Source organism: Roseobacter sp. GAI101, from assembly GCF_000156335.1.
GTDB lineage: Bacteria > Pseudomonadota > Alphaproteobacteria > Rhodobacterales > Rhodobacteraceae > Sulfitobacter.
Map to the genome: position 1 here is coordinate 568,382 of NZ_DS999213.1, position 25,252 is coordinate 593,633.

Consider the following 25,252-nt stretch of genomic DNA (forward strand, 5'->3'; position numbering starts at 1 on the left):
ATTTCACCGTTCACAACAGTCAATTCGTCGTCGCGCATTTTCACAACGTGCTGCTGCCCGGCACTCTCTTTGCGGTACTGGCCGGGATCTATGTCTGGTTCCCGAAGTTCTTCGGTTTTCGGCTGAACGAACGCTGGTCCGCCACAACAGCGTGGCTGTTCATCATTGGCTTCACCTTCGCTTTCATGCCGCTTTACATGGTTGGTTTGATGGGCCTGCCGCGCCGCAGCCCGGCCTTCGACGATCCCAGCTATATCCCCTATATGATTGTGACGATGGGCGGGGCACTTTGCGTGTTTGCAGCGCTCTGCACCTTGATCGGCACCTTCGTTGTCTCTGCAAAGCGGCGCGAAGAGCTTGCGGTGCCGGGTGGTGATCCGTGGGACGGACGTACGCTGGAATGGGCCACGCCCTCCCCGGTGCCGGAATGGAATTTTGCGTTTCTGCCAGAGGTGAAATGTCAGGATGCCTTTGCGGTCGAGAAGGCGCAGGGCAAGGCCTACAAGATTGAGCGCGAGGATTTCGAGGATATCGAACTGGCCCCAAAAAGCTGGATTGGCCTGACGATCATCGTGTTCGGCACGCTTTTGGGTTTTGCCATGGTGTTCTGGATCTGGTGGCTTGCGGTGCTGTCTGCCGTTGCTTTGCTGGCGCACGCCATCGGCCTTGGCTTCGTACGTGACGAAGGCGAAATCATTCCCGCAGACGTGGTTGAACGCACCGAACGCGACTGGATAGCGGCGGCACGGCAGGGGCAGTGCACCGACCGAACCGATGAAGTGTCAGCGCGCAATCGCGGCTTTTCTGCCCGCATCACGGAGGCGTAACGTGACCACATCGACCTCTCACCTCAAAAGCCATCCGGGGCTCAACCTTGGGGCCGCGCACGGGCAAGCCCACGAAGATGCAGAACCTGTCGTATTCGGATTCTGGATCTTCCTGATGAGCGATCTCGTCACCTTTGCGATGTTCTTTGCCGTCTATGCCACGTCCCTTCAGGCCACCGCCGGAGGGCCGGGCAACGCTGATATTGTCGATGTGACCAGCATCGCGCTGCAAACCGCTGCACTGCTTGTCAGTTCGTTGCTGTTCGGCATTGCGACGGTCGCGATGAAACACGGATCAGCCGCCCGCACCGTGATCTTCTGGCTTATCGCCTCACTCGCCTTCGGGCTTTGTTTCCTCGGCCTTGAAGTCCGCGACTTTATCGACGCGGCGGAGAAGGGGGCGGTGCCTATGCGATCCGGTTATCTCAGCGCTTTTTGGGCGCTGGTCGGACTGCACGGACTGCACGTGGCCGTGGGAAGCATCATGATCCTTGTCGTCTGCGCCCAGATCGCCTTCTTCGGCTTTGCGTCAGACGTCAAAACCCGCGTGCTCAGGCTTGGGCTTTACTGGCACTTTCTTGATATCATCTGGATCGGGATTTTTTCTGTCGTCTTTCTGCCGGGGCTGCTGACATGAGCGAAAAGAACCAACGCGCACATGATCTGCGCATGTATTTCACCGGGTTTGGATTGGCGGTCACACTGACAGCCCTCTCATTTCTGACTGCCATCCTGCAACCCTTCGGGCCCGTTGGCCTTTTTGCAACCCTCGCCGTGCTGGCCATCGCGCAGGTCGTCGTCCATTTCCGCTTTTTCCTGCACATCGACCTGTCGCGCCAGGCGCGCGAGGATCTGCAGCTGATCCTGTTCACCGGGCTTCTCATCGCGATCATGGTCGCAGGAACAATATGGATCCTCGGCGATCTCATGACACGTATGATGTGACGCACCGGTGAGACGGAAAGGTGCCTGTCGGCCCAGAGCCGAAGGCGCAGCGTTCTGTGGGTCGCAAAGCCCCCGGACACAAATTTTCTCTACAACAAAGGAAAGACAACATGCCACTAGTACGAATTGACATGATCGAAGGACGCTCGGACGAGCAGCTTCAACGCCTTCTGGATACGATCCAGAATTGCGTCGTCGAAGCGTTCGGCGTTCCTGAGACTGACCGCTACCAGATCGTCCACGAGCACAAGCCCGGGCGTATGGTGTTCCTCGATACCGGGCTGGGATTCGAGCGCAGCGATCAGATGATCTCGATCCAGTTCTTCACCAGTCCCCGGACCCATGTCGAAAAGATCAAGGTTTACAAGCTTCTGTCCGAAAACCTGCAAAAGGAATGCGGGCTGGATCCGAACGATCTCTTGATTTCGGTTTTCACAAATCGAGAAGAAGACTGGAGCTTCGCTCAAGGCGAGGCGCAATATGTGACAGGCGAGCTGCCCTGACGACGAACGCCCCCTGAGGGCGATTAAGACGGAAACGGCCCGCAGATGGTGCTTCATCTGCGGGCCGCTTTTTTAAAGACCGTCGGCCGGGCCGCCGACCCTACCTCAGGAAGTTGTCGCGCAGGAGCGATACGACCTCGCGCGTGCGACCGTTCAAGACAGCCTTGATCCCGAACAGTGCCGTGCTGGCAACTTGGCCAGCCTTGATCTTTGGCGGCATGACAAGCTCCATCTCGCTGGTGCAGACGTCAAGGATCGCGGGACCGTCGGCGGCCAGCCAGTCTGTCATCGCGCCCTCAAGCTCGTTCGCGTTCTCGACGCGCCAGCCCTTCAGGCCGCAGACCTCTGCCAGCTTGGCAAAGTCAGGGTTTTCCAGATCGGTGTAGCTGTCCAGCAAGCCTTCCACGCGTTGCTCCATCTCTACAAATCCAAGAGATCCGTTATTGTAGATCAGGATCTTTACCGGCAGTTTTTCCTGCTTCAGCGTTAAAAGGTCGCCCATCAGCATCGTCATCCCGCCATCGCCGCTCATCGAAATGACCTGTCGGCCCGGATAGGCGGCTGCTGCCCCCATCGCCTGCGGGTAGGCATTTGCCATCGTGCCGTGCAGCAGGCTGGTCAGAAACCGCCGCTCACCATTGGCCGTCAGATGCCGCAGCAGCCAGACCATGGGGGACCCGCCATCTGCGGTGAAAATCGCGTCTTGCGCGGCCAGGCGGTCAAGCGTGTGGGTAACGAATTGTGGATGGATCAGCGTAGGATCGCTTTCTTCCGCCTCCCCGACATATCCTTTGAGGTCCTCTTTCCACTGCTTGCGTGCGGCGTCCAGGTGCGACGTGTCGGTCTTTTGATCCAGCCTGTCCAGCAGCGCATCAATGGTTGGGCCGACGTCCCCGACCAGACCCATGCCCACCGGTGCCCGGCGTCCGATATGGGTCGGGTCGTGGTCGATCTGAATGACCTTGTCCTGGCCGGGATAAAACTGGGTATAGGCAAAGTCCGTCCCGAGGCAGAGCATGATGTCAGCGGCATCCACTGCTTCAACCCCGGCCTTGTTGCCCAAGATACCGATCATGCCGATGTTGTAGCTGTTGTCGGGTTCGATGAACTCCTTGGATCGGCTTGTATGCGCAATGGGCGCCGCCAGTTTTTCAGCCAGCGCGACGAGCTGGCGCTTTGCTTCCCGCGCACCGATACCTGCATAAAGCGTGACCTTCTGCGCCGCATTCAGCCGTTCGGCCAAGGCGTCAAGTTCTTCGTCGACAGGGCGCAGGTTTGATTTGGGTCGGTGAACGGACCAGGACAGGTCATCCTTGGTGTCTTCTTCGAACATGTCGCCGTTGACGATCACGACCGCAACGCCGCCCTTGGTCAGCGCCGCCTGTGCCGCCTGCACCACGATGCGGCGCGCCTGATCGGGATGAGAGATGTATTCGCAAAACACGCTGTATTGTTCGTAAATCTTGCGCTGATCCAGTTCCTGCGGGAACCCAAGGCCGGTCTCAACGCGGGCGACGTCGGATGCGATCAGCAGGACAGGCGCGCCGTTTCGGTGGCTTTCGAACATCCCGTTGACAAAGTGCAACGTGCCCGGGCCGCAGGTGCCCGCACAGACCGCCAGTTCACCGGTAAAGTAGGCCTCGCCGCCCGCTGCCAGCCCGCCGACCTCTTCGTGGCGGACATGGACCCACTCAAGGTCGGATTTCCGCACCGCGTCCGTGAAATGGTTGATCGTATCGCCCACAATCCCCCAGCAGCGCTTTGCGCCAGCCTCAAGCAGGGTGTCTACGATGATTTCGGATACTTTGGTCATTTAGTTGGTCCTTGTAATAAGCGTGGTTCAGCTTGCCCGAGCCCGCGCAAGATCAATGGCAGGGCGGAAACTTTCGGCTTGGGCCGCGCGCCAGAAATCGGCGTAGATCGTGTCATCCGGCGCATCGAGAAGCGCGCCATCGGGCAGGAAATGGTGGACCTGATCCATCGGCAGGGCCTTTTCGGGTCCGACGCGATGCATCATGTGATGCGGTTGCAGTTCGCTGGGGTGGTCCAGACCAGCGGAAGCCACGATTTCCATCAGCGCATCGACGGTCTTTTCGTGAAAACGGGCCGAGCGTTCGCCCTGTACCTCGGGGACCAGTCCACGCTGGCGTGCAGGGTCCTGTGCTGTCACGCCGGTCGGGCAGGTGCCCAGATGGCAGCGTTGCGCCTGAATGCAGCCCACGGAAAACATGAAGGCCCTCGCCGCGTTGCACCAGTCCGCGCCCTGCGCAGTGTTCCGCGCCAGGCCCATGCCCGAATAGACCTTGCCGCTGGCCGCCAGCCTCACATGCGGCTTGACCCCCGCGCCGACAAGGGCGTTGCGCATCAGGATTAACCCTTCGGACAATGGCATCCCCACCCAGTCCGACAGCTCGACCGGTGCGGCACCTGTCCCACCTTCACCGCCGTCCACGACGATGAAATCCGGGTGAATCCCCGTCTCGACGATGGCTTTGGCAATGGCAAACGGTTCATGGGGGTGCCCGATGCAGAGCTTCAGGCCGACGGGCTTGCCGCCCGACAGCTCGCGCATCTGAGCCGCAAATTCCAGCATCTCGATCGGTGTGGAGAAGGCGGAATGGCCACGCGGCGACAGGCAATCCTCGTGCGCGGGAACCTGACGGATCTTTGCTATCTCCTCGGTGACTTTGGCGGCGGGCAAAAGACCGCCGTGGCCGGGTTTTGCCCCTTGGCTCAGCTTGATTTCGGTCATCTTGACCTCGTCGCGCTGTGCGGTTTCGGCAAACATCGCGGGGTCGAAATTGCCGTTCTTGTCACGCGCGCCAAAATAGCCCGAGCCCAGTTCCCAAACGATGTCTCCGCCGTGCTCAAGGTGGTAGGGGGACAACCCTCCTTCGCCGGTATCGTGGTAATATCCGCCTTTTTTCGCACCAAGGTTCAGGGCACGCACGGCATTGGCCGACAGCGCGCCAAAGCTCATCGCCGAAATGTTGAGGACGGACGCGGAATAGGGCTTGCTGCACTGGTCCGAGCCGACGCCCACGCGGGGCGACTTGACCGGGTCTTTGGTGGGCGCGATTGAGTGGCCGACCCAGTGATAGGTATCTTCATCGGTGTTGCGCTCGGTCCCGAAGGGTTGCGTGTCGGTCAACCCTTCGGCACGCGCGTGAACAAGGCGGCGCGCCGCAAGAGAGAAGGGCTTGCCGCCGATATCGTCCTCGACAATGTAGCTGTGCAGGTAGGGCCGCAGATCGTAAAACAGCCATCTTATCCGCCCGGCGACCGGATAGTTTCGCGTGATCGTCCAGCGTGACTGGAAAGCATCGTATAGGCCCAGCAACACGACAAGCGCCAACACGACCACGAGCCATGTCCACCCGTAGGCCAGCGCCACGACGCCCAAAACCGCAGCGGCAATCGGTACCACCGCCCGTTTCGCAATATCCAGAAGGCTTTTCAGTCGGTCATTCATTGCGTCGGTCTTTCTGTTCAGGGCTTGTCTTGCGTGTGTCTGTTCGAAGGTATTGAAGTTAGACTTTCTCTAAGCTTGTCCAAATTCTTACATTTTTTTCAGATACGTATGAGGCGCAGTCTTGTTACCTTTTCTGCACGTTTCTGGTTGCAGAACCGGTCATGGGCGAAAGCGGTAAAGGATTGAGAGATATGGGCTCAGCGAAACGCTCCGCTCTGGTGCAAAGCGGCTGTTGGGTGTTTTATGAAACCTGCAATGAGAATGTATGAAGCAGCCCGATCCGTAGTCGCCACTCGCTCGAGAGGTCGAAACTTCCGTTCAGGATTTTCGCGGGAACCGGATGATCGTCAACGTTGTCTGGCGCCGCGCGCATCCTGCGATGTCCGGTGCAAAAGATGAACGCGCGTCAGGGGGCGGCTGAAAGGCATACCATACGGGTCGCAAGCTATAATATTCGCAAAGCCGTCGGACTGGACTGGCGACGGGATCCCCACAGGATCGCTGACGTTCTGGCCGAGGTTGATGCCGATGTCATTGCCTTGCAGGAAGCGGACAAGCGGTTGGGCGCGCGCGCAGGTGTACTGCCTCTTCAACGTCTGGAGGCCGAGCTTGGGTACCGTATGGTCGAGGTTTCCATGCGCCCTCACAGCCATGGCTGGCAGGGTAATGCGATATTGGTACGGTCGCACCTGCGTGATTACGTTGCCGAACGGATCAGCTTGCCAACGATGGAACCGCGCGGGGCCGTATCCGTTCGTCTGCAAGAACCCGAGCTTGAAATAATCGGCCTGCATCTTGGCCTGACACCGGGGATGCGGCGAAAACAGATGTTGAACCTGCAAAAGCTGATGGCGGAACGGGAGCACCCGGTGCTGCTGGCTGGCGATTTCAACGAATGGAACACCGGTCGGATGCCATTTGCGCCACCCAGCACAGTCGTGACGCCGGGGCCAAGTTTTCACGCGCGCAGGCCCTCGGCCCAGCTTGACAGATTCGTTCTGGGGCCGGGACTACGCTCCGTCTCATCCCATGTGCATCAATCGCCGCTCTCGAAACGGGCGTCTGACCATTTGCCCATCGTTGTCGATATCGCTTTCACAGGGATCTTCAAATGACTGAACTTTTGATTTTCGTGCATCTGGCTATTTTGATCGGCTTCACGATCAGAATCCTGCTGCGCGATGATCTTTCGCCCCAGGCGCGTCTGGCCTGGTTCATCCTGATTGCCGCGCTGCCTTATGTCGGAAGTGCGATCTATTTTCTGTTCGGCGAAATTGATCTTGGCCACCACGCCAACAAGCGCCATCGTGAGGTGCTGGACCAGATCCACAGCAAGGCAGCTCCGCTTTTCGGCACACCCGCCGAGACGGACCGCCTGATCGATCCGCTTTACAGTTCTGCGTTTCGCTACGCGGGATCCATCAATGGATTTCATGCGGTTGACGGTAACCGGGCAGAGTTGATGGCCGATGCCGCAGAGACGAATGCGCGTCTGATCGCAGATATCGACGCGGCGCAAAGCCACGTTTACGTTCTTTACTACATCTGGCTGGACGACACGACCGGGACAGATATCGCCCGGGCGTTGATCCGCGCGGCGGAACGGGGCGTGATATGCCGGGCGATGGCCGATGGATTGGGGTCGCGTGCGTTCATCAGGTCGTCGCTTTGGCAGCGCATGAAAGAGGCGGGGGTTCTTACTGCCACAGCGCTGCCGTTGGACAATTTGATCCGCACGGTGCTGACAAGCCGTATCGATCTGCGCAACCACCGCAAGATCACGGTGATCGACAGCAAAATCACCTATTGCGGCAGCCGGAACTCTGCCGATCCGGAATTCCGCATCAAGGCCAGATATGCCCCCTGGGTCGATATCATGCTGCGTTTCGAAGGTGCGATCGTGGCACAGAATGAACTGCTTTTCATCAGTGACTGGATGCAACCCACCGGAGAAAAATTTGAAGATTTCAACGTGGTACCCCACGCCATTCAGGGCGGCTTTCCCGCTCAGGTCATGGGGGATGGCCCGACCGAGCGGCGCGGTGCCACGCCGCAGCTTTTTTCTGCGCTTATTGCCTGCGCGCGGGAAACACTGACGCTGTCGACGCCGTATTTCGTGCCGGATGCCACCGTCTACGAAGCGCTGTGTTCTGCAGCCCATCGCGGGGTCAAGGTCACGTTGATCTTTCCGAAAAACAACGACAGCTGGGTCGTCGCTGCGGCAAGCCGCAGCTATTATCGCAAATTGCTGTCAGCCGGATGTTCGATCCACGAGTTCACAGGCGGTCTATTGCACGCGAAGACGCTGACACTGGACGGTTGCGTCACCCTCATAGGATCTTCGAACCTTGATTTACGCAGTTTCGATCTGAACTACGAAAACAATATCCTTCTGCAAGACGCTGACATCACCCGCGCCGTGCGACACCGGCAGGATGACTACATCGCCAGCTCTGATCCTGTGACCCTTGACGAGGTGAAGGCATGGCCACGGTATCGGCGTATCTGGAACAACACTGTCGCGACCATCGGCCCCGTTCTTTAACGTTGTTTTGATGCGGCGAAGTCGTCGCGCCCCCGTGATCAGGCGATGCGCTGCGCCTCGATCACGCCGTCCTTGAGCATCATCACCGTTCCACGCTCCAGCGGCTCCCATCCCTCGGGATCCAGCGGCACGGACGCAATCAGATGAAGCGGGCCGGACACCTCCGAGATACTCGCTCCCGCCGCGTCCCATCGCTGACCTGCGTGACGCTTTCCAAAGCTACGGATGTTCAGGCCGGGCTCTCGCGGTTCGGTCACGCCGTCTTTGGTCTCAAAACGGCGACGGTCTGCATGCACAAAAAGCCGCTCTCCGTCGAAGAACAGGAAATTCGCACTCCCTAATTCGCGCATCTCTGCGGCGAAACGGGCGAAGATATCGAACCGTTCCGCCGGATCGTAGGGCGCAGATGCCTGCAGACGGTCCAGCAGCAACAGGAAGGCCAATTCTGAATCGGTATCGCCGATCCTTTGCCCAAGCAGGTGCCGCGTGTCCTCGCGGTCTTCGATCCCCGGCAATCCGCCGTTGTGCGCAAAGGCATGGCCGCGTCCATGAAGCACGCGGTCGAAAGGATGGGTATTGGCCAATTCCACCCCGCCGACGCTTGCACGGCGCACATGGGCGATAAGGTGTTTGCAAGGCCGCTCGTTGCGCACGACCATGCGGGTCAGCTCGCTGGTCGCGGCGGGATCGGGTTCGCGGAAGATGTAGCAGTCGCGTTCCTGCGCGAAAAGAATACCCCAGCCATCGCGGTTTCGGTGTTTCTCGCCGCCTTCGGCAGCAAAGAGGTCAAGTTCGTATCGGACCGTATGCGGCTCGGTTGCGCTCATCGCGAACAACTCACATATGATCCTGCCTCCCATCCTTGTCAGCAAAGGCGGGCAGGCTCACTTCGACGATCAGGCCGGGATGATTGTCTTTCAGCGCAACACTACCGCGATGTTTTTCCACGATTGCACGAACAAGCGCGAGGCCAAGCCCACTTCCCGGTTTGGACCGGCTGGGGTCCAGCCGGTGGAAAGGCTCAAAGGCACGCTCTTTCGAGGCGTCCGGGATTCCGGCCCCCCTGTCGGCCACCGTTAGGAATATTTGTGTGCCCGCACGGCTTAGTTGTACGGAGATCACATTTCCTTCGGGACCATGGGTCACTGCGTTCTCAAGCAGGTTTGCCATCAGTTGCTGAAGCATCTGGCCGTCGCCCATGACGACAAAGTCCTGTCCTTCCTCAACCTCAATCTGGGCGGTCTGTCCTGCATCCTCTGCAATCGGTGCAAAGGTGTCGACCATATCGATCGCCAGTTCCCGCAGATCGACGCGCGTGGTCAGATTTTCCGTCCCGGCCGCCTCAATCCGGGAAAGCTGCAAGTACGATTCGAAAATGACGCGCATGTTCTCCAATTCGGACTGCGTGTCAGCAAGCGCATCAGTCGGATCCTCGTTTCGCTCCGCCAGGGACGTGGCCCGTTCCAATGCGAGATAGGCACGGCCCAGCGGGGATTTGAGATCATGTGCCGTGGCAGCCGCGGTGTTGCGGGTTGTCGCAATCATCCGTGACAGCCGGTCAAAATGCTCATTCATCTGGCGCGCGATCCGGTCTATCTGCGTGGAGCCGCCATGTTCAGATATCCGAACGTCCGAAGCGCCTTCGCTGGTCAGGGACAAGGCGGTTTCGATTTCCTTGAGACGCCGCAGGCTTTTTGCGCTGAGAAAATAGCCGAACGCTAACATCGTCAGAACAACGATAAAACCGCTCAGCATGAGCGTCCGGAATACTAGAACCTGCGTGCGATAGAGAAGGTCCAGCCGCAATCCGACAGTCAATTTTCTGTCGTTCAGGTATCCTGTGAAATGAATATACTCCTTGGTGAAATCCTCGGGCGATGCAGCGGCGTGATCAAGCGGTCCGATCTGCAATCCCGTGCCATTGGGTATGGTCTGGATATTGCCGACAAGCAGAGTGTCGCCCTCATCAAACAGGGCCACTGCGTGATGAGCACTCTTGATGCGTTGTGACAGGTTGGTGATTGCCTCAACGACGTGGTCCTGTCCCTCGCTCTCATGCTCGGCGGCAAGGATGTCCCAACGGTGCTGGACGTCATCGCCCAGTTCCGCAATCAGGCTCCGCTCGACGTAGATCAGCGTCACCCATCCAAAGACGACCAGCACAACGATAAAGACAAGAGCGGATCGCAGTACAGCCGCGAACGCATCCCCCGAAAGGATATCACCGCGGTCCATGCATCGAATATCCCGTGTTGCGGATTGTGTGGATCAACGGCGTATCAAAGGGTTTGTCGATCTTGGCGCGCAGCCGGCTCAGATGCGTTTCGACGACGGTTGTGTTGGGTTCAAAGTTGAAATTCCACACCCGCTCCAAAAGCTGTGTGCGTGTCACGATCCTTCCAGAATTACGCATCAGGATTTCGAGGATCGAGAATTCCTTGTTATGCAGTTCGATCAGGTTCCCTTGCCGCGTCGCGGTCCGGGCGAGAAGATCAAGCGTCAGGTCATGCACCGTCAGAGAAGGCTCGGCAGTTGTCTCGCTCTTGCGGCGGACAATAGCGTCGATGCGGGCGGTGAGTTCGGAAAAATGGAACGGTTTTGTCAGGTAGTCGTCACCACCGGCGGCAAGCCCTTCAACCCGGTCTTCCACTTGCCCCAAGGCCGTCAGAAAGAGGACCGGCAATGATTTCTTCGACGCGCGCAGTGCCTTGAGGACAGACAGCCCGTCCATCCCCGGCAGCATCCGGTCGAGGATTGCCATGTCGCAATCGTTGTAAAGACAATAGCTCAGCGCGTCCCTCCCATCTGAGACGTGATCGACCGAATGACCATTTTCTGAAAGGCCGGCAACGATGTAGTCGGCAATCTTGGGATCATCTTCTGCAAGCAGGATTTTCATTTGTGGCATTCTCCTTGATGCCTTTCTAATGATTGTGAGCGCCGTTTTTCCAGTCAAACCCGGTTCTTTGCACGTTTGTAAGGTTCGCGCGAAGCGGGAGCTATGGGCTATCCTTAGACATCTTTGAAGATGGGCCCCGTAGGTGTCCCTGATGGAGTCGATAAAATGCAGACATATCTATCCAACCTGAAAGCCTCTGTCCGGCCTGACATGGCCCGTAAAGATAGCACCAAACTGAGACAGGTCGGCATCATCCTGCTTGTGATCGGTGTCGTTGCGATTGTCCTGCCTCATCTTGCTACCCTTGCGGCCGAACTTCTGACTGCGTCGATGCTCGCACTCTGGGGCGCGATCGGTCTTTGGTTTTCATGGGCGATACGGCCAGCGCCCGAAGCCCGGATTGGCTTTGCGGCCTTCGGCCTGATGTTCGCCATCGGCCTTGCGTTGATCCTGTTTCCCTACGCAGGCATTGCCGCGCTGACGGTAATCATCATCCTGGCGTTCCTGATCGAAGGGCTTCTTTCGATCCTCTTTGCCCTGCGCAGCAGCGCTTATGTCGGGAACTGGGGATGGCTTGTCTTCAGCGGGCTATGTTCCTTCGCTGCGGGCCTCGTCATCCTGTTTGGCTGGCCTTGGACAGCAAGCTGGACCTTGGGTCTGATGCTGGGCCTGAACTTTTTCTCGACCGGCTTGTCGCTGGTCATGCTGGCAAATCCTGCAAAAAGATAACCGACGATGAAGAGAAAGAGGGATCGGGCTGAGGCACCGTGCACCTGCCATGTCTGTGGAAAAAGGGTGCCTATGTTAGAGGCGCGGTCCTTCTCCAGCCTGCGTCCAGGCGTGTCCGCCGTCATCGCGGGCGAGGTGCCGTGCTGGGCCGAAGGGGCGGTGATCTGCAAGACTGATCTGGCCCGGTTCCGCAGGCTCTATATCGAGCGTCTTCTTGAGGGTGAGCGCGGAGAGCTCGACGAACTTGACCGGCAGGTCATTGCAAGCCTCGAGTTGGATCGACCCATTTCGCAAAATACCGAAGAGGTGCTTTCCGAGCGTATCAGCTTTGGCGAACGTCTGGCCGACAAGGTGTCGGAGTTCGGCGGCAGTTGGACATTCATCGTCGGATTCCTCGTGCTGCTTGTCGCATGGATGACCACAAACGCGCTGCTGCTCGGGGCAAAACCCTTCGATCCTTATCCCTTCATTCTGCTCAACCTGCTTTTGTCCTGCGTGGCGGCATTTCAGGCGCCAATCATCATGATGAGCCAGCGCCGTAAGGATGCCAAGGACAGGCTGCGCGCGGAGAACGACTACCGGGTCAATCTGAAATCCGAGCTGGAAATCCGTTTGCTGCACGAAAAGATCGACCACCAACTCGCACATCAATGGAAGCGGCTCGCAGAATTGCAGCAAATCCAGATCGACCTTCTTGAGGAAGCCGTCAATGACCGACGCTAAGACTCCTACATTCATGACCCGTATCCTCGCCCTAGTCGAACATCGGGCCTTCAAGATCACGATCCCCGTGGCCATCGGGGTCATTGCGTTGTTCGTTCTGCACGATCTGGCAAGCCACGTGCGATGGACCGATGTGCGGACCGATCTCGCCGCAGCGCGCCCCATGGCGCTTCTGGCGGCTGTGGGCTGCACAATGATAAGCTTCGTCGGTATAGCAGCCTATGACTATCTTGCTCTGCGGGCGGTTGCGCCAGGATCCATGCCGATGCGTGTTCCTATGGTAGGGGGTGCAGCGGGATACGCGGTCTCTGGTCTGCTCGGGGTGTCCTACCTGACCGGCACGGCGGTCAGATATCGGGTCTATTCAACCTTCGGCCTCGACATCGTCAAGATCACCGCGATCGTCGCAATTGCGTGGACGGGCTTCGTCGCAGCCCTGCTTCTGGGCTTCGGGGTGCTGTTGACGCTGCATCCCAAGGGGCTGAGCGCGGTCATCAATGTCTCGCCCACCGTTGAGACGGCACTTGGATGTGCCATGCTGGCCGGGTTTGGTGGCTACCTGCTTTGGTTGGCGACGGGCAAAAGGCACCTTGGATCGGGCGACCATGCCATCGCGTTGCCGGGGCCGATGCAGGCCATCGGCCTGACGCTGGCGGGGGTTCTTGACCTTTCGGGGGCTGGCCTGACGCTTTACGTTCTGATGCCCGCCGACATCGTGCCGAACTTTGCCGTTTTTGCGACCGTGTTCGTCGCGGCGGTCGGGCTTGGTATTCTCAGCCATGCGCCCGGCGGGTTGGGCGTGTTTGAAGCAACGATGATCGCGGGGCTTGGGGCCGCCGGGCGCTCTGACGTGCTGGCGTCGCTGGTGCTCTACCGGATGATCTATACCGTGCTGCCGTTTCTGGTGGCCTCACTGGGGCTGGCCATCGCGGCAGCACTGGCCAATCGCGGAAAGCTGCACGGCAGCTCCCGCGTGCTCTGGCGTGCGGTCAAACCCATTCTGCCAACCCTTGCCGCTGCTCTTGCCATGCTGGCGGGCACCATCCTTCTGGTATCTGGGAACCTGCCGGGCGAAGGCTCCCGGCTGGATATTCTGCGCGAGATTTTGCCTCTGGGTGTGGTGGAAGCGTCGCATCTTGTGGGCAGCCTTGTGGGTGCCTTGCTGATCGTCGTGGCGGCGGGGCTTTACCGCAAGCTTTACCGGGCGTGGCTTTTCGCCGTGTCGCTTGTCGCCATCGGCTTTGTCGTGTCACTGGCCAAAGGGCTCGACTGGATCGAAGCCTTGACGATGGCTGCAACGCTCGGGGCCTTGACCATGATCAGACCCGCCTTCTATCGGGCCGAGGGAAGCTCGGTGTTCCGTCTGGACAGACGATGGATGCTCAGCCTGTTGATCCTGTCTGCGGCGATCACCTGGGTCGGTTTTTTTGCCTACGATCACGTCGAGTACCGCAACGCCCTTTGGTGGCAGTTCAGCTGGAACGGCGACGCGCCGCGCTTCCTGCGGGCCAGTCTTGTGCTTGCAATCGTTGTCGCGGCGGTGATCGTTAACTCGCTTATTAGCAACCGTAAGTCGGTCCGCGCCCTGCGCGAGATCCCCGATGTTGTCCGGCGGCTGGTGGCAGAAAGTGACGACACCGAAGCCAACATGGCGCTGACAGGGGATAAGCTGTTTCTTGTCTCGCCGGATGAAAAGGCCTTTATCGCCTATGCCGATACCGGCACATCGCTGATTGCCAAGGGCGATCCGGTGGGCGACAGGAAAGCCGGACAAGCACTGATCTGGTCCTTGCGCGAACGCGCCTGGCGCGACGGCAAACGGGTGGCGTTCTATTCGGTCTCGCCAGCTTATCTGCCGACCTACCTCGATCTTGGCCTGTCGATCCTCAAGATCGGTGAAGTGGCCCGTGTTGATCTGAGTACCTTCACGCTCGACGGCTCCCAGCGCAAAGGCCTGCGCGGCGCGCGCAACCGTGCCGCGCGTGACGGGTTCATGTTTGAGGTCGTTCCGCGTGACGCCGCGCAAGCGATCCTGCCGGACTTGCGGCGCATCTCTGACGCCTGGCTGGCGCAGAAACAGGGCGAGGAGAAGGGGTTTTCGCTGGGTGCCTTTACCGATGATTATATGAGCAACTTCGACATGGCCGTGCTGCGCGACCCGGATGGACGTATCGTGGCCTTCGCCAATCTCTTTCAAGGTGCTGAGCGTAACGAACTGTCGCTCGATCTCATGCGCTATCTGCCCGACGCGCCGCATTTTGCGATGGACGCGCTTTTTGCGGAGATGATGCTCTGGGGCAAGGCGCAGGGTTTTCGCTGGATGTCGCTGGGGGCCGCGCCCTTTGCGGGTGTCGAAAACCGCGCTCTTGCGCCGCTCTGGAACCGTATCGGCGGGTTCATCTTTGAACACGGCGAACACTTCTACAATTTCGAAGGCCTGCGCGCCTTCAAGGAGAAATTTGATCCGGTCTGGACCCCGAATTACCTCGCTTGCCCCGGCGGGCTGGCCGCGCCGCGCATTCTGTATGAGGTCAACGTGCTGGTCTCGGGCGGTCTGCGCGGGCTGATCAAATAGAAGGAGCCGCTTGATGATCGTCAATTTCGAAACGCACGCGTCGAACGAAAGAACGTTTTTGGCTTGGGTGCGGACAGCCGTTGCCATTGTCGGCTTTGGCCTCGCGGCGGCGCGTCTTGGGGCGAAGAATGTACCGCTCTGGTCGACATACCTGCTGTTTGGGGCGGGTGCTGCGGTCGTGATCATTGCCTGGCTGCGGATGCGTCATGTCCGCAAGCGGATCGACCTCAAGGAGTCTTTGCCGGACGATGACGGCCCGGCAGAGGCGTTTCTGCTCCTGCTGCTGATGGCCCTGTTTGTTTTGCTTGGGACCTTTGCTGTCCATGTCACGCCCTGAGCCCGGACCAAACCGAAAGGGTCCACCCGGTCTGCGGCAATTTCCATTCACGCTTGGCTTCCTGTTGGTCATGGTGGTGGCGAACGGCCTTGCCGGTTCGTTCACCGGGCCGCTTGATCCGCAAATACTGGCCAAATGGGGTATCGGTGTGGATGCCCTGCGGGGCTTTGACATATCGCGGTTCATGACCGCCATTTTCCTGTCGCACGATCCGTCGATGCTGGCACGTCAGTTCTTCTTTGCCGCAGGAGTAATCGGACTGACAGAATGGATCTGGGGCAGTTGGCGTGCCGCTGCGCTATTCTTTGGATTGGACATTGTATCAGCTGCGGCGCTGATTGCTGTCATCGCGTTCTTTCCGGTGCTTGATCCATTGGCAGAGGTCACGGATGTCGGCATGTCCCTGGGTGGATTTGGATTGATCGGCGTTCTGCTTTCCATGTGGCGGCACCGATGGATCGGGCTGATCGGTGTCAGTGTTCTTGTGGCGACGAAATATGCTTTTGCACCGGACCCCGTTGCGGACGGCGGGCATGTCATCGCTCTTATGATCGGCTTCTGTGTCGGTCTTGCCCGGTTCCACATTCCGGGCCTTTCCGCCTTCCCATCAACCCAAGTCTGACGCAAAAGCCGGACGCCAAGCATTTGAGGAATGACCGAATGAAACTGTTCGATCCTAGAAACCACCACCTGAGCGCCCGGCATCGCAAGATACACGCGACCACCGAGCTGCTTTATAATTTCGTGGATTTTCTTGCCGCCTTGCTGTTCGTGATCGGCAGCGTCCTGTTTTTCAGCGAAAGCACGACCTATCTGGGCACCTGGCTGTTTCTGATCGGCTCAATCCTTTTCGGCACCCGCCCGACCATCAAGCTGTGGCGGGAGTTACTGTACCTGCGCGAGGGCATAGATCCCGATGCGCCCCCGTCGCAGGATACGAGCGATCTGCGCCTGAACTGACCCTGCTCCCCGCCTCTCGGTCAATGTGCCATGGCAGGCGCGGCGTGTGCTTTGGGGCGTTGCAGGATCAGCACGACTGGCAGCATCAGAAAGGCTGCGATCCCGGTCAGCAGAAACGCATCCTGAAACGCAAGCAGACTGCCCTGTTGCTGGATCTGCCCAGCGATGAATAATGCGCCCTCTGACGAAGAAGGATCAAGGTCGAGTGGCGCCAGATAGCTCTGTGCTGTTGTGTCGAAGGGTGTAATACCCGCCGCAAGTGTCGCGTAGTGGTACTGCATCCGGCTCGCAAGCTGCCAGCCCACCAGGGCGATTCCCAGTGACGATCCCAGAGACCGTGTGACACCGTAAATGCCGGAGGCTTCGTCCTGCCGCTCGGGGCCGATATTCTGGAAGGCCAATGTGGACATCGGAACAAAGAACAGACCCATGCCGAGACCTGACACCATGCCCGGCAGGGCAAGCTGCCAGAAGTCCGCGTTGAGATTGAGGAATGCCAGCAGGATGTTACCCGTACCTGTCAGGATAAGTCCCAGCATCAGCAGCTTGCGCGGATCGAAGCGATTAACCAGTACCGCCCCCGTCAGGATCATGGATGCTCCGGCCGCAATGCCACGCGGGATAAAAAGGAAACCGGCATCCAGCACCGGGTAGCCGAGGAGACCCTGCACAAACAAAGGCAGGATGGCGATAGACCCGAACATTGCCACGCCAAACCCCATGATCGCCACGTTGGCACCAGCAAAGCTGCGGTCGCGTAACAGCGAAAAGTCGATGATGTTGTCAGCTTTGCCCCGGCCCCGCCAGACAAAAACTGCACCGCAGGCGATCAGCGTGAGCGCAGCGATCTGGATCAGTTTGGAGGCAAACCAATCGCGGCTTTCGCCAAGGTCCAGCATCAATTGCAGTGACGCAATCGCCGCAATCATCAGTGCAAGGCCGACCCAATCCACCGTGAGCCGCTTCGTGTCTTCACGTTCAAGCTCGCCCGTCATCATCATCAGCGCGAAGGCCGCCAAGGGCAGGTTTACGTAAAACACCGCACGCCAGGAGAAATACTCGGTCAGAAGCGCGCCCAGCGTCGGGCCCAACACCGGCGCGACCACGACCCCAAGACCGAAAAGCGCCATCGCTTGCCCGCGTTTTTCCTTGGGAAAACTCTCGAACAGGATGGACTGCGACAGTGGGATCAGAAATGCGCCGAAGATGCCTTGGCCAAGGCGGCAGGCGACCATGACCTCGACGCTCCAGGACAGGCCGCACAGCGCAGAAAACGTGGCGAACCCGATGATGGCGGTTGTGATCAGCCTCCGACGACCGACCATCCGCACAAAAAAGCCGGTCAGCGGCATGACCACGACAGAGGCAACGATGTAGCTGGTCAGAATCCAGACGGTTTGATCGTTGGTGATGCCGAAAGCGGCCTGAATCTGCGGCAGGGCCACGTTGACGATGGTGCTGTCGAGCACCTCCAGCACCGCGGTCAACACGACCGCCAGCACGATGGTCCAGCGGACAGCCTCGCCCGTGCTGCGGCGCGGTACGGAAATGTCAGGGGCGGCGGTCACTTTGTTGCATCCAGACCCGATGTATCGATTTCGACGCTGACGGTCGCACCGGCCCGCAGTTGCAGCGCCGGATCGTCCGGGCGACTGTCTAGGCGAATACGGACGGGAAACCGCTGTGTGACCTTGACCCAGTTGCCACTCGCGTTTTGGGGCGGCAGCAACGAGAAGATGGTACCAGAGCCCGCGCCAAGGCTGTCGACTGTCCCGCCCAACGTCAGACCGGGATACATATCAATGCTGACCGTGACAGGTTGATCGGGGCGCAGGCGGGCAAGGTCGGTTTCCTTGAAATTTGCGGAAATCCACCAATCGCCATCCTCGACGAGTGAAAACTGCGGTACACCGGCGGCCACAATTGCTCCGGGACGCAAATCGAAATTCGCGATCCAGCCGGATGCGGGGGCCGTCACCTGCGCCCGCGCCAGATTGATCTGTGCGGCAGTCAATTGTGACTGCGCCGCGCGGACACTCGCATTTTCCTTGCCGGGGGCGCCCGCCCGCTTTTGTCCGGATTTCAATGCAGCTTGGGCGGTATCAAGCGCCGCTTGCGCCTGATCGCGCGCCGTTGTCGCCTGATCGAGCGCTGCCTGTGACACGTCGCCCATTTTGAAGAGCGCATCTGTACGGTCGTAGGTGTCTTGCGTATCGGTCAGGGCCGCGCGTGCGCTGTCGACTTGGCCGGTCAGTGAGGTCAGGCCCGTGATCTCGGCCCCAGCTTGCTGGACCGCCTCGTCATAGCGCGCCTCAGCGGCCTGTACCGCCAGTTCCAGATCGTCTGTCTTGTTTGAAAACAGCAGATCACCCGCCGTGACATACTGGTTTTCAACGACGGCAATCTGGTCAACCGTGCCGCCAACCTGAGGCGCGATCGTCAGCACGTTGGCCTGAAGATAGGCATCGTCGGTGGAGGGATGGATGCTTTCATATTGCCACCGGAGCCACAGGCCGCCGCCGATTGCGGCAACGGTGGCAACAAGAAGGATTGGTTTGAGATATTTCATGATCTTGCCCGGACGATTTTGGCGGAGCTACCCGGGGCAGGTCCGCCAACCTGTTGTGACGCGCCTAGGCTTTTGTAAGCGCTGCAGCTTCAGTTTTGGCCTTGTGGGCCTCATCGAAGGCGCGGCGCAGATGGTTCTCCGCATCCGTATCGAGGTTGGTGCGCAGCACGCGGCCCCCGTGTTCCCCCAACCGCTCAATCACCCGGTCGGACGCTTCCCGGCGCATCATCATGAACAGCGCTGCCTGCCCCGGCTGGAGCACGCTCGCCACGTCTTTCATGAAGTCGTCATTGATGCCGTAGTCGGTCAGTGCACCGGACAGAGCACCTGCACCAGCACCGACTGCCACACCGAGAAGCGGGTTGAAAAAGAGCACACCAATCAGAAGGCCCCAGAACGCGCCGCCGGTTGCCCCCGCGGTCCACATATTGACCATCTGGTTCAACTTGATGTTGCCGGTATCGTCTGACACGGCGACAACTGCATCGGCGACATCGACAAGATACTCCTGCGCCATGGTCATAAGTTCGGCGCGCGCCTCTTCGGCTCTTTCGGGTGTATCGTACCCGATGACGATAAGTTCTGACATGTTCTGGTCCTTTCAAAGTAGAGTAAGGTCCGGTGCTCGGACCCGGTTTGATCACATGCTGTCGAGAAGGTGGCGCACCGAGCGTTCAAGATTGCTGATGTGGTGCCCGTGGGCTGCTTCGCTGGCCTCCTCTTCGTCCAGCCTCGCTTGCAGCTGCTCGTAGTGATCCTTCAGCTCTTTCGCGGACAGATGCGCCCGGTCGTGTTGAAAGTGCGCTTTCGCGGCAAGCTTTTCCTCGACCGTCTTAAGCTTTGCGCCAAGCGCTTCGAGGCGAGTGTGTAAACCTTGAGTTTCCATTTAAGATTTCCTTCTCTCGCGGATGATTAGTTCATGTACCAGCCGTGGCTGACCACCAGCGACTGACCGGTCAGCGCGTTGGTCGGGAAGGCCGCAAAGACATGCGCCACTTCGGCGACGTCTTCGATGGTGGTGAATTCCTGATCGACGGTTTCACCCAGCATGACCTTGTTGATCACCTCTTCTTCCGAGATGCCGAGGTCACGCGCCTGTTCGGGGATCTGCTTTTCGACCAGCGGCGTCTTGACGAAGCCGGGGCAGATCACGTTGGCGCGGATGCCGTGCTTGGCCCCTTCCTTCGAGATGACGCGGGCCAGACCCAGCAGGCCATGTTTGGCTGTGACATAAGCCGATTTCAGCGCGCTGGCTTCTTTCGAGTGGACGGAGCCCAAGAAGATGATCGACCCGGAGCCTGCCTTTTGCATATGGGGCATCACTGCCTTGGACGTCAGGAAGGCCCCGTCCAGATGGATCGAGAGCAGCTTTTTCCATTCGTCGAAAGGAAAGTCCTCCAGCGGATGCACGATCTGCACACCGGCGTTGGACACCAGAACGTCGATCTGGCCCCAGTTTTCGATGACCTTCGCCACCCCGTCATTGACCTGTTTCTCGTCGGTGACGTTCATCTCGACGGCCATGGCTTCGCCCGGCCCTGTCGCGGTCAGGTCATCCGCGGTTTTTTGTGCAGCGTCCAGTTTCAGGTCGGCGATGACAACCTTGGCACCGTCGGCCACGTAGCGTTTCGCGATGCCGAGGCCGATGCCGCTGGCACCGCCGGTGATGATGCAGACTTTGTCTTTGAGGTTCATATCAGGAGTCCTTTTTTGGCGCGTGGCCCAGTGACCACATGGAGCGCAGGTGAAAATCGGTGAAGAAGTGTTGCAGCATGGCGAGGCTTGCGTGGCCGATCAGGTAGGCCCAGGCAAGGTTCGCGAGGGTCTCATGAACCTCCATGACGAAGTCCATGAAACCGCCGTCGTCGCCGAAGAAGTAATAGAGCGTGCCGGTTCCGGCCATTGCGGTGATCAGCAGCATACCCAACCCATGCACCGCACTGGCCATCGGGCTGGCGCCGTCATGCGGCGGCAGGCGCATTTCGCGCAATGCCGCCGCGTGGTGTTTGATGTCCAACCACAGGGCCGCGCGCCGCGCGCCTGAGAACCACGGGAACAGCAGGCCCCAGGGCGTGCCCCGGGTGCGGGCTGTCACCACAACCCAGAACAGCAGGATGAACGCAAAGGCGGTCAGGCCGCCATATTCATGAACCTCGAACAGGAAATTACCCGGTTTCCCGTTTTCGGGGTGTTCCATGCCAAGACTGCTGAGTAGCTGGACAACAACCGCCAGCGCCAGTCCCGCGTGGACCAGACGTGTCGCATGGGAGTGGCGTGATGCGGCGGGATCGGTCGAATTTTGGTAGGCCGTGTTCATCTGCCCTTATCCTTTCTCTTGCATGTAATCGTGAACGACCTCGCCCAATCCCAGGGTCAGATCGGTCAGCAGGTGAACAGCGGAGACGACTTCACGCACGGGAAGGTCGGCGACCGGGGCCAGCGCATGGCTGTGCAACTCAAGGCCGGCGGGGCCTTCCCAGGCACCTTTCAGGGTCACGTCCTTGGTGTAGTAGCGGACGAGTTCGCAGATGCGCGGGGTACAATCGACGTGCGGGATGATCTTGAGCATGAAGTTCGGCGCGTCGAAGCCCTTGAGAACCTTGTTGTGATCAAGGGCGCGGTGCTTGTAGCCCATCGTGCCCGTCGCCACCCGGACCGAGCCGACATCAAGCGTACCGACCAGCGTGTCCTTTTCCACCCGAAGCGCCGGATCGGCAAGCTTTTTGGGAAAGCCCCAGATTTCACGCCCGCCCGCAATCGGTGCGTCGTCGTTCAGGAACATCGAATGAACGTAGCCGCCCGCGACACCATCCAGCGTAACCGGGATCACCTGGCCGCTTTCGGTATAGTCGCCAAATCCGGTGGAATCCGGCATGCGGATGAATTCGTATTTCACCAGCGGCTCGGGAATTTCCAGCGGCTCCGGCACCACGCGGCGCAGCGCTTCCATATCGGTCCGGTAGGTGATGGTGAGAAATTCGCGATTGACGAACTTGTAGGGCCCCTTGGGATAGGAGGGGCTGGTCAGTGGCATGGCGAAGGCGTTCGCGACAACGTCGGTCTGTTTCATGGTAAGGTTCCTTTTTATTCGTCTGTTCCAATATCGAAGACCTGCAAGCCGTCGGTTCCGACGGTGCGCGAGGTCCACGTTTCATGTGTGAGTGTGCGGGCGACATCCTTGCGGCCTGCCGCCCAGTGATCGGACATCGACTGGCGCGAGAACTCATAATCCTTGCCGCTGCCTTCAAAGCCCTGCTTGTGGTGGATCAGGTGCACCAGCGTGACAGGGCAAGCGGGTCCGGCCTTACGCAGAAGCGTCAGATCAGGATCGTTTTGCAGAGCGGGGGGCAGCTTGTCCGCCAATCGTGCAGCCGCAGCGCTGAGCGCGTGCAACTGGCGATAGCGATCCGTGGTCAGGCGCGTTCGGCTGGAATAGCGAATGTCCTTTTCGCGCTGCTGAACGTCGATGAGATTGGCGGGAACCGGGCTGCGCGCATCGAAGAGATCAATCTGAAAGATACACAGTGGCTGGTCGCCCTCTGCCTCTTCCATGACAAATTGCAGAGGCGTGTTCGACACAAGGCCGCCGTCCCAGTAGAAGCGCCCGTCGATTTCAACGGGTGGAAAGCCCGGCGGCAGGGCACCGCTTGCCATGATGTGGCGTGCGTCAATGCGGGTATTGCGGCTGTCAAAGTAGATGAAATTGCCGGTTTCGACATCGGTTGCACCCACGCAAAGGCGCATATCGCCACTATTGATGCGGTCGAAATCGACCATTTCCACCAGCGTGGCTTTCAACGGGGCCGTGTCGTAGATGCTGAGAGCCGGGGCCGAAGCGAACGGCCATAAGGCGGAGGGCAACCGCGCCGTGAAAAAGCCCGGCGCCCCCATCATTGTAACTTCGGCTGCGGCCAATTCGGAATAGGCGCGACGCGCAGCAGGCGGCCAAAACGGTGTTGGCATTGCCAGATTTGCGGTGATCCGCTTCCAAAAAGTCTGAAGCGCGCTCGTCCGGTCCGCCTTGGGATTCCCACAAATCAGGGCTGAATTGATCGCCCCGATTGAAATGCCCGCGATCCAGTCGAAATCATACCCCGCCTCGTCAAGAGCCGAGAAAACGCCGGCCTGGTAGGCACCCAAAGCACCTCCGCCCTGCAAGACAAGTGCGTTGTTTTCTGGGTTAGGCATTTGGAATGTTCCTTGAAGGCAGCTCGTTTGGTGTTGAGCCACATCTAGGACCGCTTTCCTGCACACGCTTTTCGGAAAGTTTACAAGAACGACAAAATCACCAAGCCAATGAAAAGAATAAAAAAAACCGCCTCCTTTCGGTGGCGGGCCTGATTGCTTTCGTAAGGTTGGGCGGGGACCTAGTCGCCACACATCCAGTCGTGGCACTGATACGATTTGGGCGCTGCACCACCAAAGACGGCGCCATAGACTTCGCGCTCAAAGTTGCGGATGTTCGACTGGCTGCGATGGCTGGCTGGCGCGTCGTCATTCAGATAGGTGCAAAACGCGGTGATCATGATATCAGCAACGTCCGTCTCGCTGGCTTCGGGAAAGTCAGTGCGGACCTGTTGCGCAACAGGACGCAGCGAACGTCCGTCAAGTTCGGCGGTGCCCACGGTCTGCGCGAGTTTGGGCAGGTCAAACGTTGAAGCACCGGCCGCAGCAAAGACAGGCGCCGGGTCTTTGCACTCGAAAGCCTCTGCTGCAGCCATTGCAGGCAGAGCAAGGCAGAGTGTCGAGGCGAGGGCGGCGAGTGTGAGTTTCATCAGAGTGTCCTGTCAATCAGTGCGGCCGTGAGCTGTTTCATCACAGTCAGGCGGGTGCGTTCCATTTCTCACAACGGTTTTTGCCGGATCATTTTGCAACGGGTCTTTCCGAGACTTTACAGATTTGACAGATTCGGCATTCTGCCCGCATGCGGGGTCTTCGCTGGTTTCAAACCGCCGGTGTTCGCGCATTCTGATTGCGCAAGGCGCCCCGATCACTGGATGAGAATCAAATGAACTGGACAAACGTGGAAAACTGGACGGCGCATTTGCATCCAGATAGATGGTCCGGCGCACTGATCATCCTCGCCCTGTTCATCTTTCTCGGTTTGGTGTTGTCGCGCCTGATCAAGCACATGATCCGGATGGTGGTCGAGCGCGATCATGACAACCGGCTGGACCGCATGGCGATTGCCTTTCTGTCAAAGGTCGCAAGCGCTTTTGTCTGGATTATGATCCTGATGTTCTACGCCCATATGATTCCAGCGCTCGACCGCCTTGCCACGGCGCTTCTGGCAAGTGTGTCGGTGGCTTCTGTGGTATTTGGACTGGCCGCGCAGTCGACCCTGTCGAACTTCGTGGCAGGCTTCAGCCTGATCTTTTACCGTCCGTTCCAACTGGGGGACAAATTGCAGATCAATGCCCCAGCTGGTGTGGAAACCGGGATCGTCGAGGATGTATCGCTCGGCTACACCATCCTGAAAACCTACGATAACCGCCGTGTCATCATCTCGAATTCCGCTATTTCCAGCACAACCATGGTCAATCTTTCCGCGCGCGAACTGCGGACAATGGCAATCATCCCGATTTCCATTGGCTATGACGCAGACATCGACAAGGCCCGGTCACTTATCCTTGAGGTGGCATCGGGAATTTCGCAAATCGAAGACATAGCAGGTTGCCCTATTACCACGCTGAATTCCTCAAGCGTTGATTTCAGTCTGCGTGTCTGGTGCGCAGACTCCGGCATCGCCGCTGGCGCAAAGAACGAAGTGCTGGAGGCGGTCAAGAAACGTTTCGACGCGGCCGGCATCGAAATCCCCTACAGCTACCAGAACGTCGTGATCAAAGAATTGCCTGAGCATGCGCAGGCCACGCCCCCCGTGACCAGCACGACCACGGCTACATGTGACCTTCCCCCGCGATCAGGGCCGGTTAATGAAGGTGGTATAGGATTCTGACCGGCCCAACTGCCGCCGAGCGCCTGTCTTTGGGTGTGACAGGGTGGCGGAAAACACGACCTGAGCATATACCGTGCGATGGGGTTTTCCCGAATGGTGCCAGATCCCAGGAGATGTCGCATGCTCTATGCCACAACCATGCAGGCGGCTAGATTGTCCGTTGCCCCGACGGAGGAGTGGCCAGACCGTCCGTACGAATCAAAGTCGTAGCC

General features: G+C 58.9%; 27 protein-coding genes. 13 read left to right on the plus strand and 14 right to left on the minus strand.

Annotated elements, in window-relative coordinates; genetic code table 11:
- The 4 genes from RGAI101_RS22310 to RGAI101_RS02635 all read left to right on the plus strand — a co-directional run.
- Nucleotides 1-827 (plus strand): cbb3-type cytochrome c oxidase subunit I (locus RGAI101_RS22310; protein WP_254655232.1); only part of this gene is annotated, 827 nt, incomplete at its 5' end.
- A 1-nt stretch (nt 828) separates the two neighbouring features.
- Nucleotides 829-1,464 (plus strand): cytochrome c oxidase subunit 3, encoded by a 636-nt coding sequence (locus RGAI101_RS02625; protein WP_008226731.1) that lies wholly within the window; start codon nt 829-831, stop codon nt 1,462-1,464.
- Nucleotides 1,461-1,772 (plus strand): cytochrome o ubiquinol oxidase subunit IV, encoded by a 312-nt coding sequence (locus tag RGAI101_RS02630; RefSeq protein ID WP_008228337.1) that lies wholly within the window; start codon nt 1,461-1,463, stop codon nt 1,770-1,772. Before RGAI101_RS02625 ends, RGAI101_RS02630 begins: the two co-directional genes overlap by 4 nt.
- A 110-nt stretch (nt 1,773-1,882) precedes the next feature.
- Nucleotides 1,883-2,275: a tautomerase family protein gene (locus tag RGAI101_RS02635; RefSeq protein ID WP_037227189.1), complete on the plus strand. Its 393-nt coding sequence runs from the start codon at nt 1,883-1,885 to the stop codon at nt 2,273-2,275.
- Nucleotides 2,276-2,375: 100 nt separating this feature from the next.
- Here RGAI101_RS02635 and RGAI101_RS02640 read toward each other — a convergent pair whose 3' ends face one another.
- Together RGAI101_RS02640 and RGAI101_RS02645 are read right to left on the minus strand one after the other, a co-directional pair.
- The gene (locus RGAI101_RS02640) at nt 2,376-4,088 is read right to left on the minus strand and encodes a ubiquinone-dependent pyruvate dehydrogenase (protein WP_008228047.1); all 1,713 of its coding nucleotides are present in this window, start codon (nt 4,086-4,088) and stop codon (nt 2,376-2,378) included.
- A gap of 27 nt (nt 4,089-4,115) precedes the next feature.
- Nucleotides 4,116-5,747, minus strand: a complete 1,632-nt coding sequence (locus tag RGAI101_RS02645; RefSeq protein WP_008227544.1) for an FMN-binding glutamate synthase family protein — start codon at nt 5,745-5,747, stop codon at nt 4,116-4,118.
- Between the two features lie 395 nt (nt 5,748-6,142).
- On the opposite strand from RGAI101_RS02645, the gene RGAI101_RS02650 reads away from it, so the two are divergent.
- Nucleotides 6,143-6,862 (plus strand): endonuclease/exonuclease/phosphatase family protein, encoded by a 720-nt coding sequence (locus tag RGAI101_RS02650; protein WP_050763235.1) that lies wholly within the window; start codon nt 6,143-6,145, stop codon nt 6,860-6,862.
- Nucleotides 6,859-8,292, plus strand: a complete 1,434-nt coding sequence (gene cls / locus RGAI101_RS02655) for a cardiolipin synthase (protein ID WP_008227572.1) — start codon at nt 6,859-6,861, stop codon at nt 8,290-8,292. The genes RGAI101_RS02650 and cls overlap by 4 nt, the downstream gene beginning before the upstream one ends.
- Before the next feature lie 38 nt (nt 8,293-8,330).
- Here the strand turns inward: cls and RGAI101_RS02660 are convergent, their stop codons facing one another.
- Genes RGAI101_RS02660 through RGAI101_RS02670 form a run of 3 tightly spaced genes read right to left on the minus strand, consistent with a single transcriptional unit; the run spans nt 8,331 to nt 11,191 of the window.
- A complete protein-coding gene (locus RGAI101_RS02660) occupies nt 8,331-9,119 on the minus strand; it encodes a class II glutamine amidotransferase (protein WP_008229041.1) in 789 nt (262 codons plus the stop codon).
- Between the two features lie 10 nt (nt 9,120-9,129).
- Nucleotides 9,130-10,527, minus strand: coding sequence for a sensor histidine kinase (locus RGAI101_RS02665; RefSeq protein ID WP_008225811.1), 1,398 nt, complete (start codon nt 10,525-10,527; stop codon nt 9,130-9,132).
- A complete protein-coding gene (locus RGAI101_RS02670) occupies nt 10,514-11,191 on the minus strand; it encodes a response regulator (protein ID WP_008226234.1) in 678 nt (225 codons plus the stop codon). Before RGAI101_RS02670 ends, RGAI101_RS02665 begins: the two co-directional genes overlap by 14 nt.
- 165 nt (nt 11,192-11,356) lie before the next feature.
- Between RGAI101_RS02670 and RGAI101_RS02675 the strand changes: the two genes are divergently transcribed.
- The 6 genes from RGAI101_RS02675 to RGAI101_RS02700 all read left to right on the plus strand — a co-directional run bounded on the left by RGAI101_RS02675 (nt 11,357) and on the right by RGAI101_RS02700 (nt 16,515).
- Nucleotides 11,357-11,920 carry an HdeD family acid-resistance protein gene (locus tag RGAI101_RS02675; RefSeq protein WP_008228312.1) on the plus strand — a complete coding sequence of 188 codons (564 nt, stop codon included), beginning with the start codon at nt 11,357-11,359 and terminating at the stop codon, nt 11,918-11,920.
- A gap of 72 nt (nt 11,921-11,992) precedes the next feature.
- Nucleotides 11,993-12,643 (plus strand): DUF1003 domain-containing protein, encoded by a 651-nt coding sequence (locus RGAI101_RS02680; RefSeq protein ID WP_008226530.1) that lies wholly within the window; start codon nt 11,993-11,995, stop codon nt 12,641-12,643.
- Nucleotides 12,630-15,218: a bifunctional lysylphosphatidylglycerol flippase/synthetase MprF gene (gene mprF / locus RGAI101_RS02685; RefSeq protein WP_037227191.1), complete on the plus strand. Its 2,589-nt coding sequence runs from the start codon at nt 12,630-12,632 to the stop codon at nt 15,216-15,218. The genes RGAI101_RS02680 and mprF overlap by 14 nt, the downstream gene beginning before the upstream one ends.
- A 13-nt stretch (nt 15,219-15,231) precedes the next feature.
- The gene (locus RGAI101_RS02690) at nt 15,232-15,555 is read left to right on the plus strand and encodes a YidH family protein (protein WP_008226975.1); all 324 of its coding nucleotides are present in this window, start codon (nt 15,232-15,234) and stop codon (nt 15,553-15,555) included.
- Nucleotides 15,542-16,177: a hypothetical protein gene (locus RGAI101_RS02695; RefSeq protein WP_157044615.1), complete on the plus strand. Its 636-nt coding sequence runs from the start codon at nt 15,542-15,544 to the stop codon at nt 16,175-16,177. The genes RGAI101_RS02690 and RGAI101_RS02695 overlap by 14 nt, the downstream gene beginning before the upstream one ends.
- A 38-nt stretch (nt 16,178-16,215) precedes the next feature.
- Nucleotides 16,216-16,515, plus strand: a complete 300-nt coding sequence (locus RGAI101_RS02700; protein WP_008226365.1) for a YrhK family protein — start codon at nt 16,216-16,218, stop codon at nt 16,513-16,515.
- 20 nt (nt 16,516-16,535) lie between these two features.
- Here RGAI101_RS02700 and RGAI101_RS02705 read toward each other — a convergent pair whose 3' ends face one another.
- From RGAI101_RS02705 to RGAI101_RS02745, 9 genes are all read right to left on the minus strand, one after another.
- Entirely contained in the window at nt 16,536-18,083 is a 1,548-nt protein-coding gene (locus tag RGAI101_RS02705; protein WP_008227633.1) for a DHA2 family efflux MFS transporter permease subunit, read from the minus strand.
- Nucleotides 18,080-19,084 (minus strand): HlyD family secretion protein, encoded by a 1,005-nt coding sequence (locus tag RGAI101_RS02710; RefSeq protein ID WP_008225068.1) that lies wholly within the window; start codon nt 19,082-19,084, stop codon nt 18,080-18,082. The genes RGAI101_RS02705 and RGAI101_RS02710 overlap by 4 nt, the downstream gene beginning before the upstream one ends.
- Before the next feature lie 64 nt (nt 19,085-19,148).
- Nucleotides 19,149-19,673, minus strand: coding sequence for a DUF1269 domain-containing protein (locus RGAI101_RS02715; RefSeq protein ID WP_008226952.1), 525 nt, complete (start codon nt 19,671-19,673; stop codon nt 19,149-19,151).
- A gap of 51 nt (nt 19,674-19,724) precedes the next feature.
- Nucleotides 19,725-19,970, minus strand: coding sequence for a hypothetical protein (locus RGAI101_RS02720; protein ID WP_008229466.1), 246 nt, complete (start codon nt 19,968-19,970; stop codon nt 19,725-19,727).
- Between the two features lie 26 nt (nt 19,971-19,996).
- Entirely contained in the window at nt 19,997-20,779 is a 783-nt protein-coding gene (locus RGAI101_RS02725) for a 3-hydroxybutyrate dehydrogenase (protein ID WP_008227139.1), read from the minus strand.
- A 1-nt stretch (nt 20,780) separates the two neighbouring features.
- On the minus strand, nt 20,781-21,401 hold the full coding sequence (locus RGAI101_RS02730) for a cytochrome b/b6 domain-containing protein (RefSeq protein WP_008226964.1): 621 nt from the start codon (nt 21,399-21,401) through the stop codon (nt 20,781-20,783).
- Nucleotides 21,402-21,407: 6 nt separating this feature from the next.
- Nucleotides 21,408-22,154 carry an acetoacetate decarboxylase gene (locus RGAI101_RS02735; protein ID WP_008225289.1) on the minus strand — a complete coding sequence of 249 codons (747 nt, stop codon included), beginning with the start codon at nt 22,152-22,154 and terminating at the stop codon, nt 21,408-21,410.
- Nucleotides 22,155-22,168: 14 nt separating this feature from the next.
- Nucleotides 22,169-23,272: a DUF3734 domain-containing protein gene (locus RGAI101_RS02740; RefSeq protein WP_008227580.1), complete on the minus strand. Its 1,104-nt coding sequence runs from the start codon at nt 23,270-23,272 to the stop codon at nt 22,169-22,171.
- Between the two features lie 179 nt (nt 23,273-23,451).
- Complete coding sequence (locus tag RGAI101_RS02745; protein ID WP_037227194.1) at nt 23,452-23,859, minus strand: hypothetical protein; 408 nt, start codon at nt 23,857-23,859, stop codon at nt 23,452-23,454.
- A 233-nt stretch (nt 23,860-24,092) separates the two neighbouring features.
- On the opposite strand from RGAI101_RS02745, the gene RGAI101_RS02750 reads away from it, so the two are divergent.
- The gene (locus RGAI101_RS02750; RefSeq protein ID WP_008227377.1) at nt 24,093-25,040 is read left to right on the plus strand and encodes a mechanosensitive ion channel family protein; all 948 of its coding nucleotides are present in this window, start codon (nt 24,093-24,095) and stop codon (nt 25,038-25,040) included.
- The last annotated feature ends 212 nt before the right edge of the window (nt 25,041-25,252 follow it).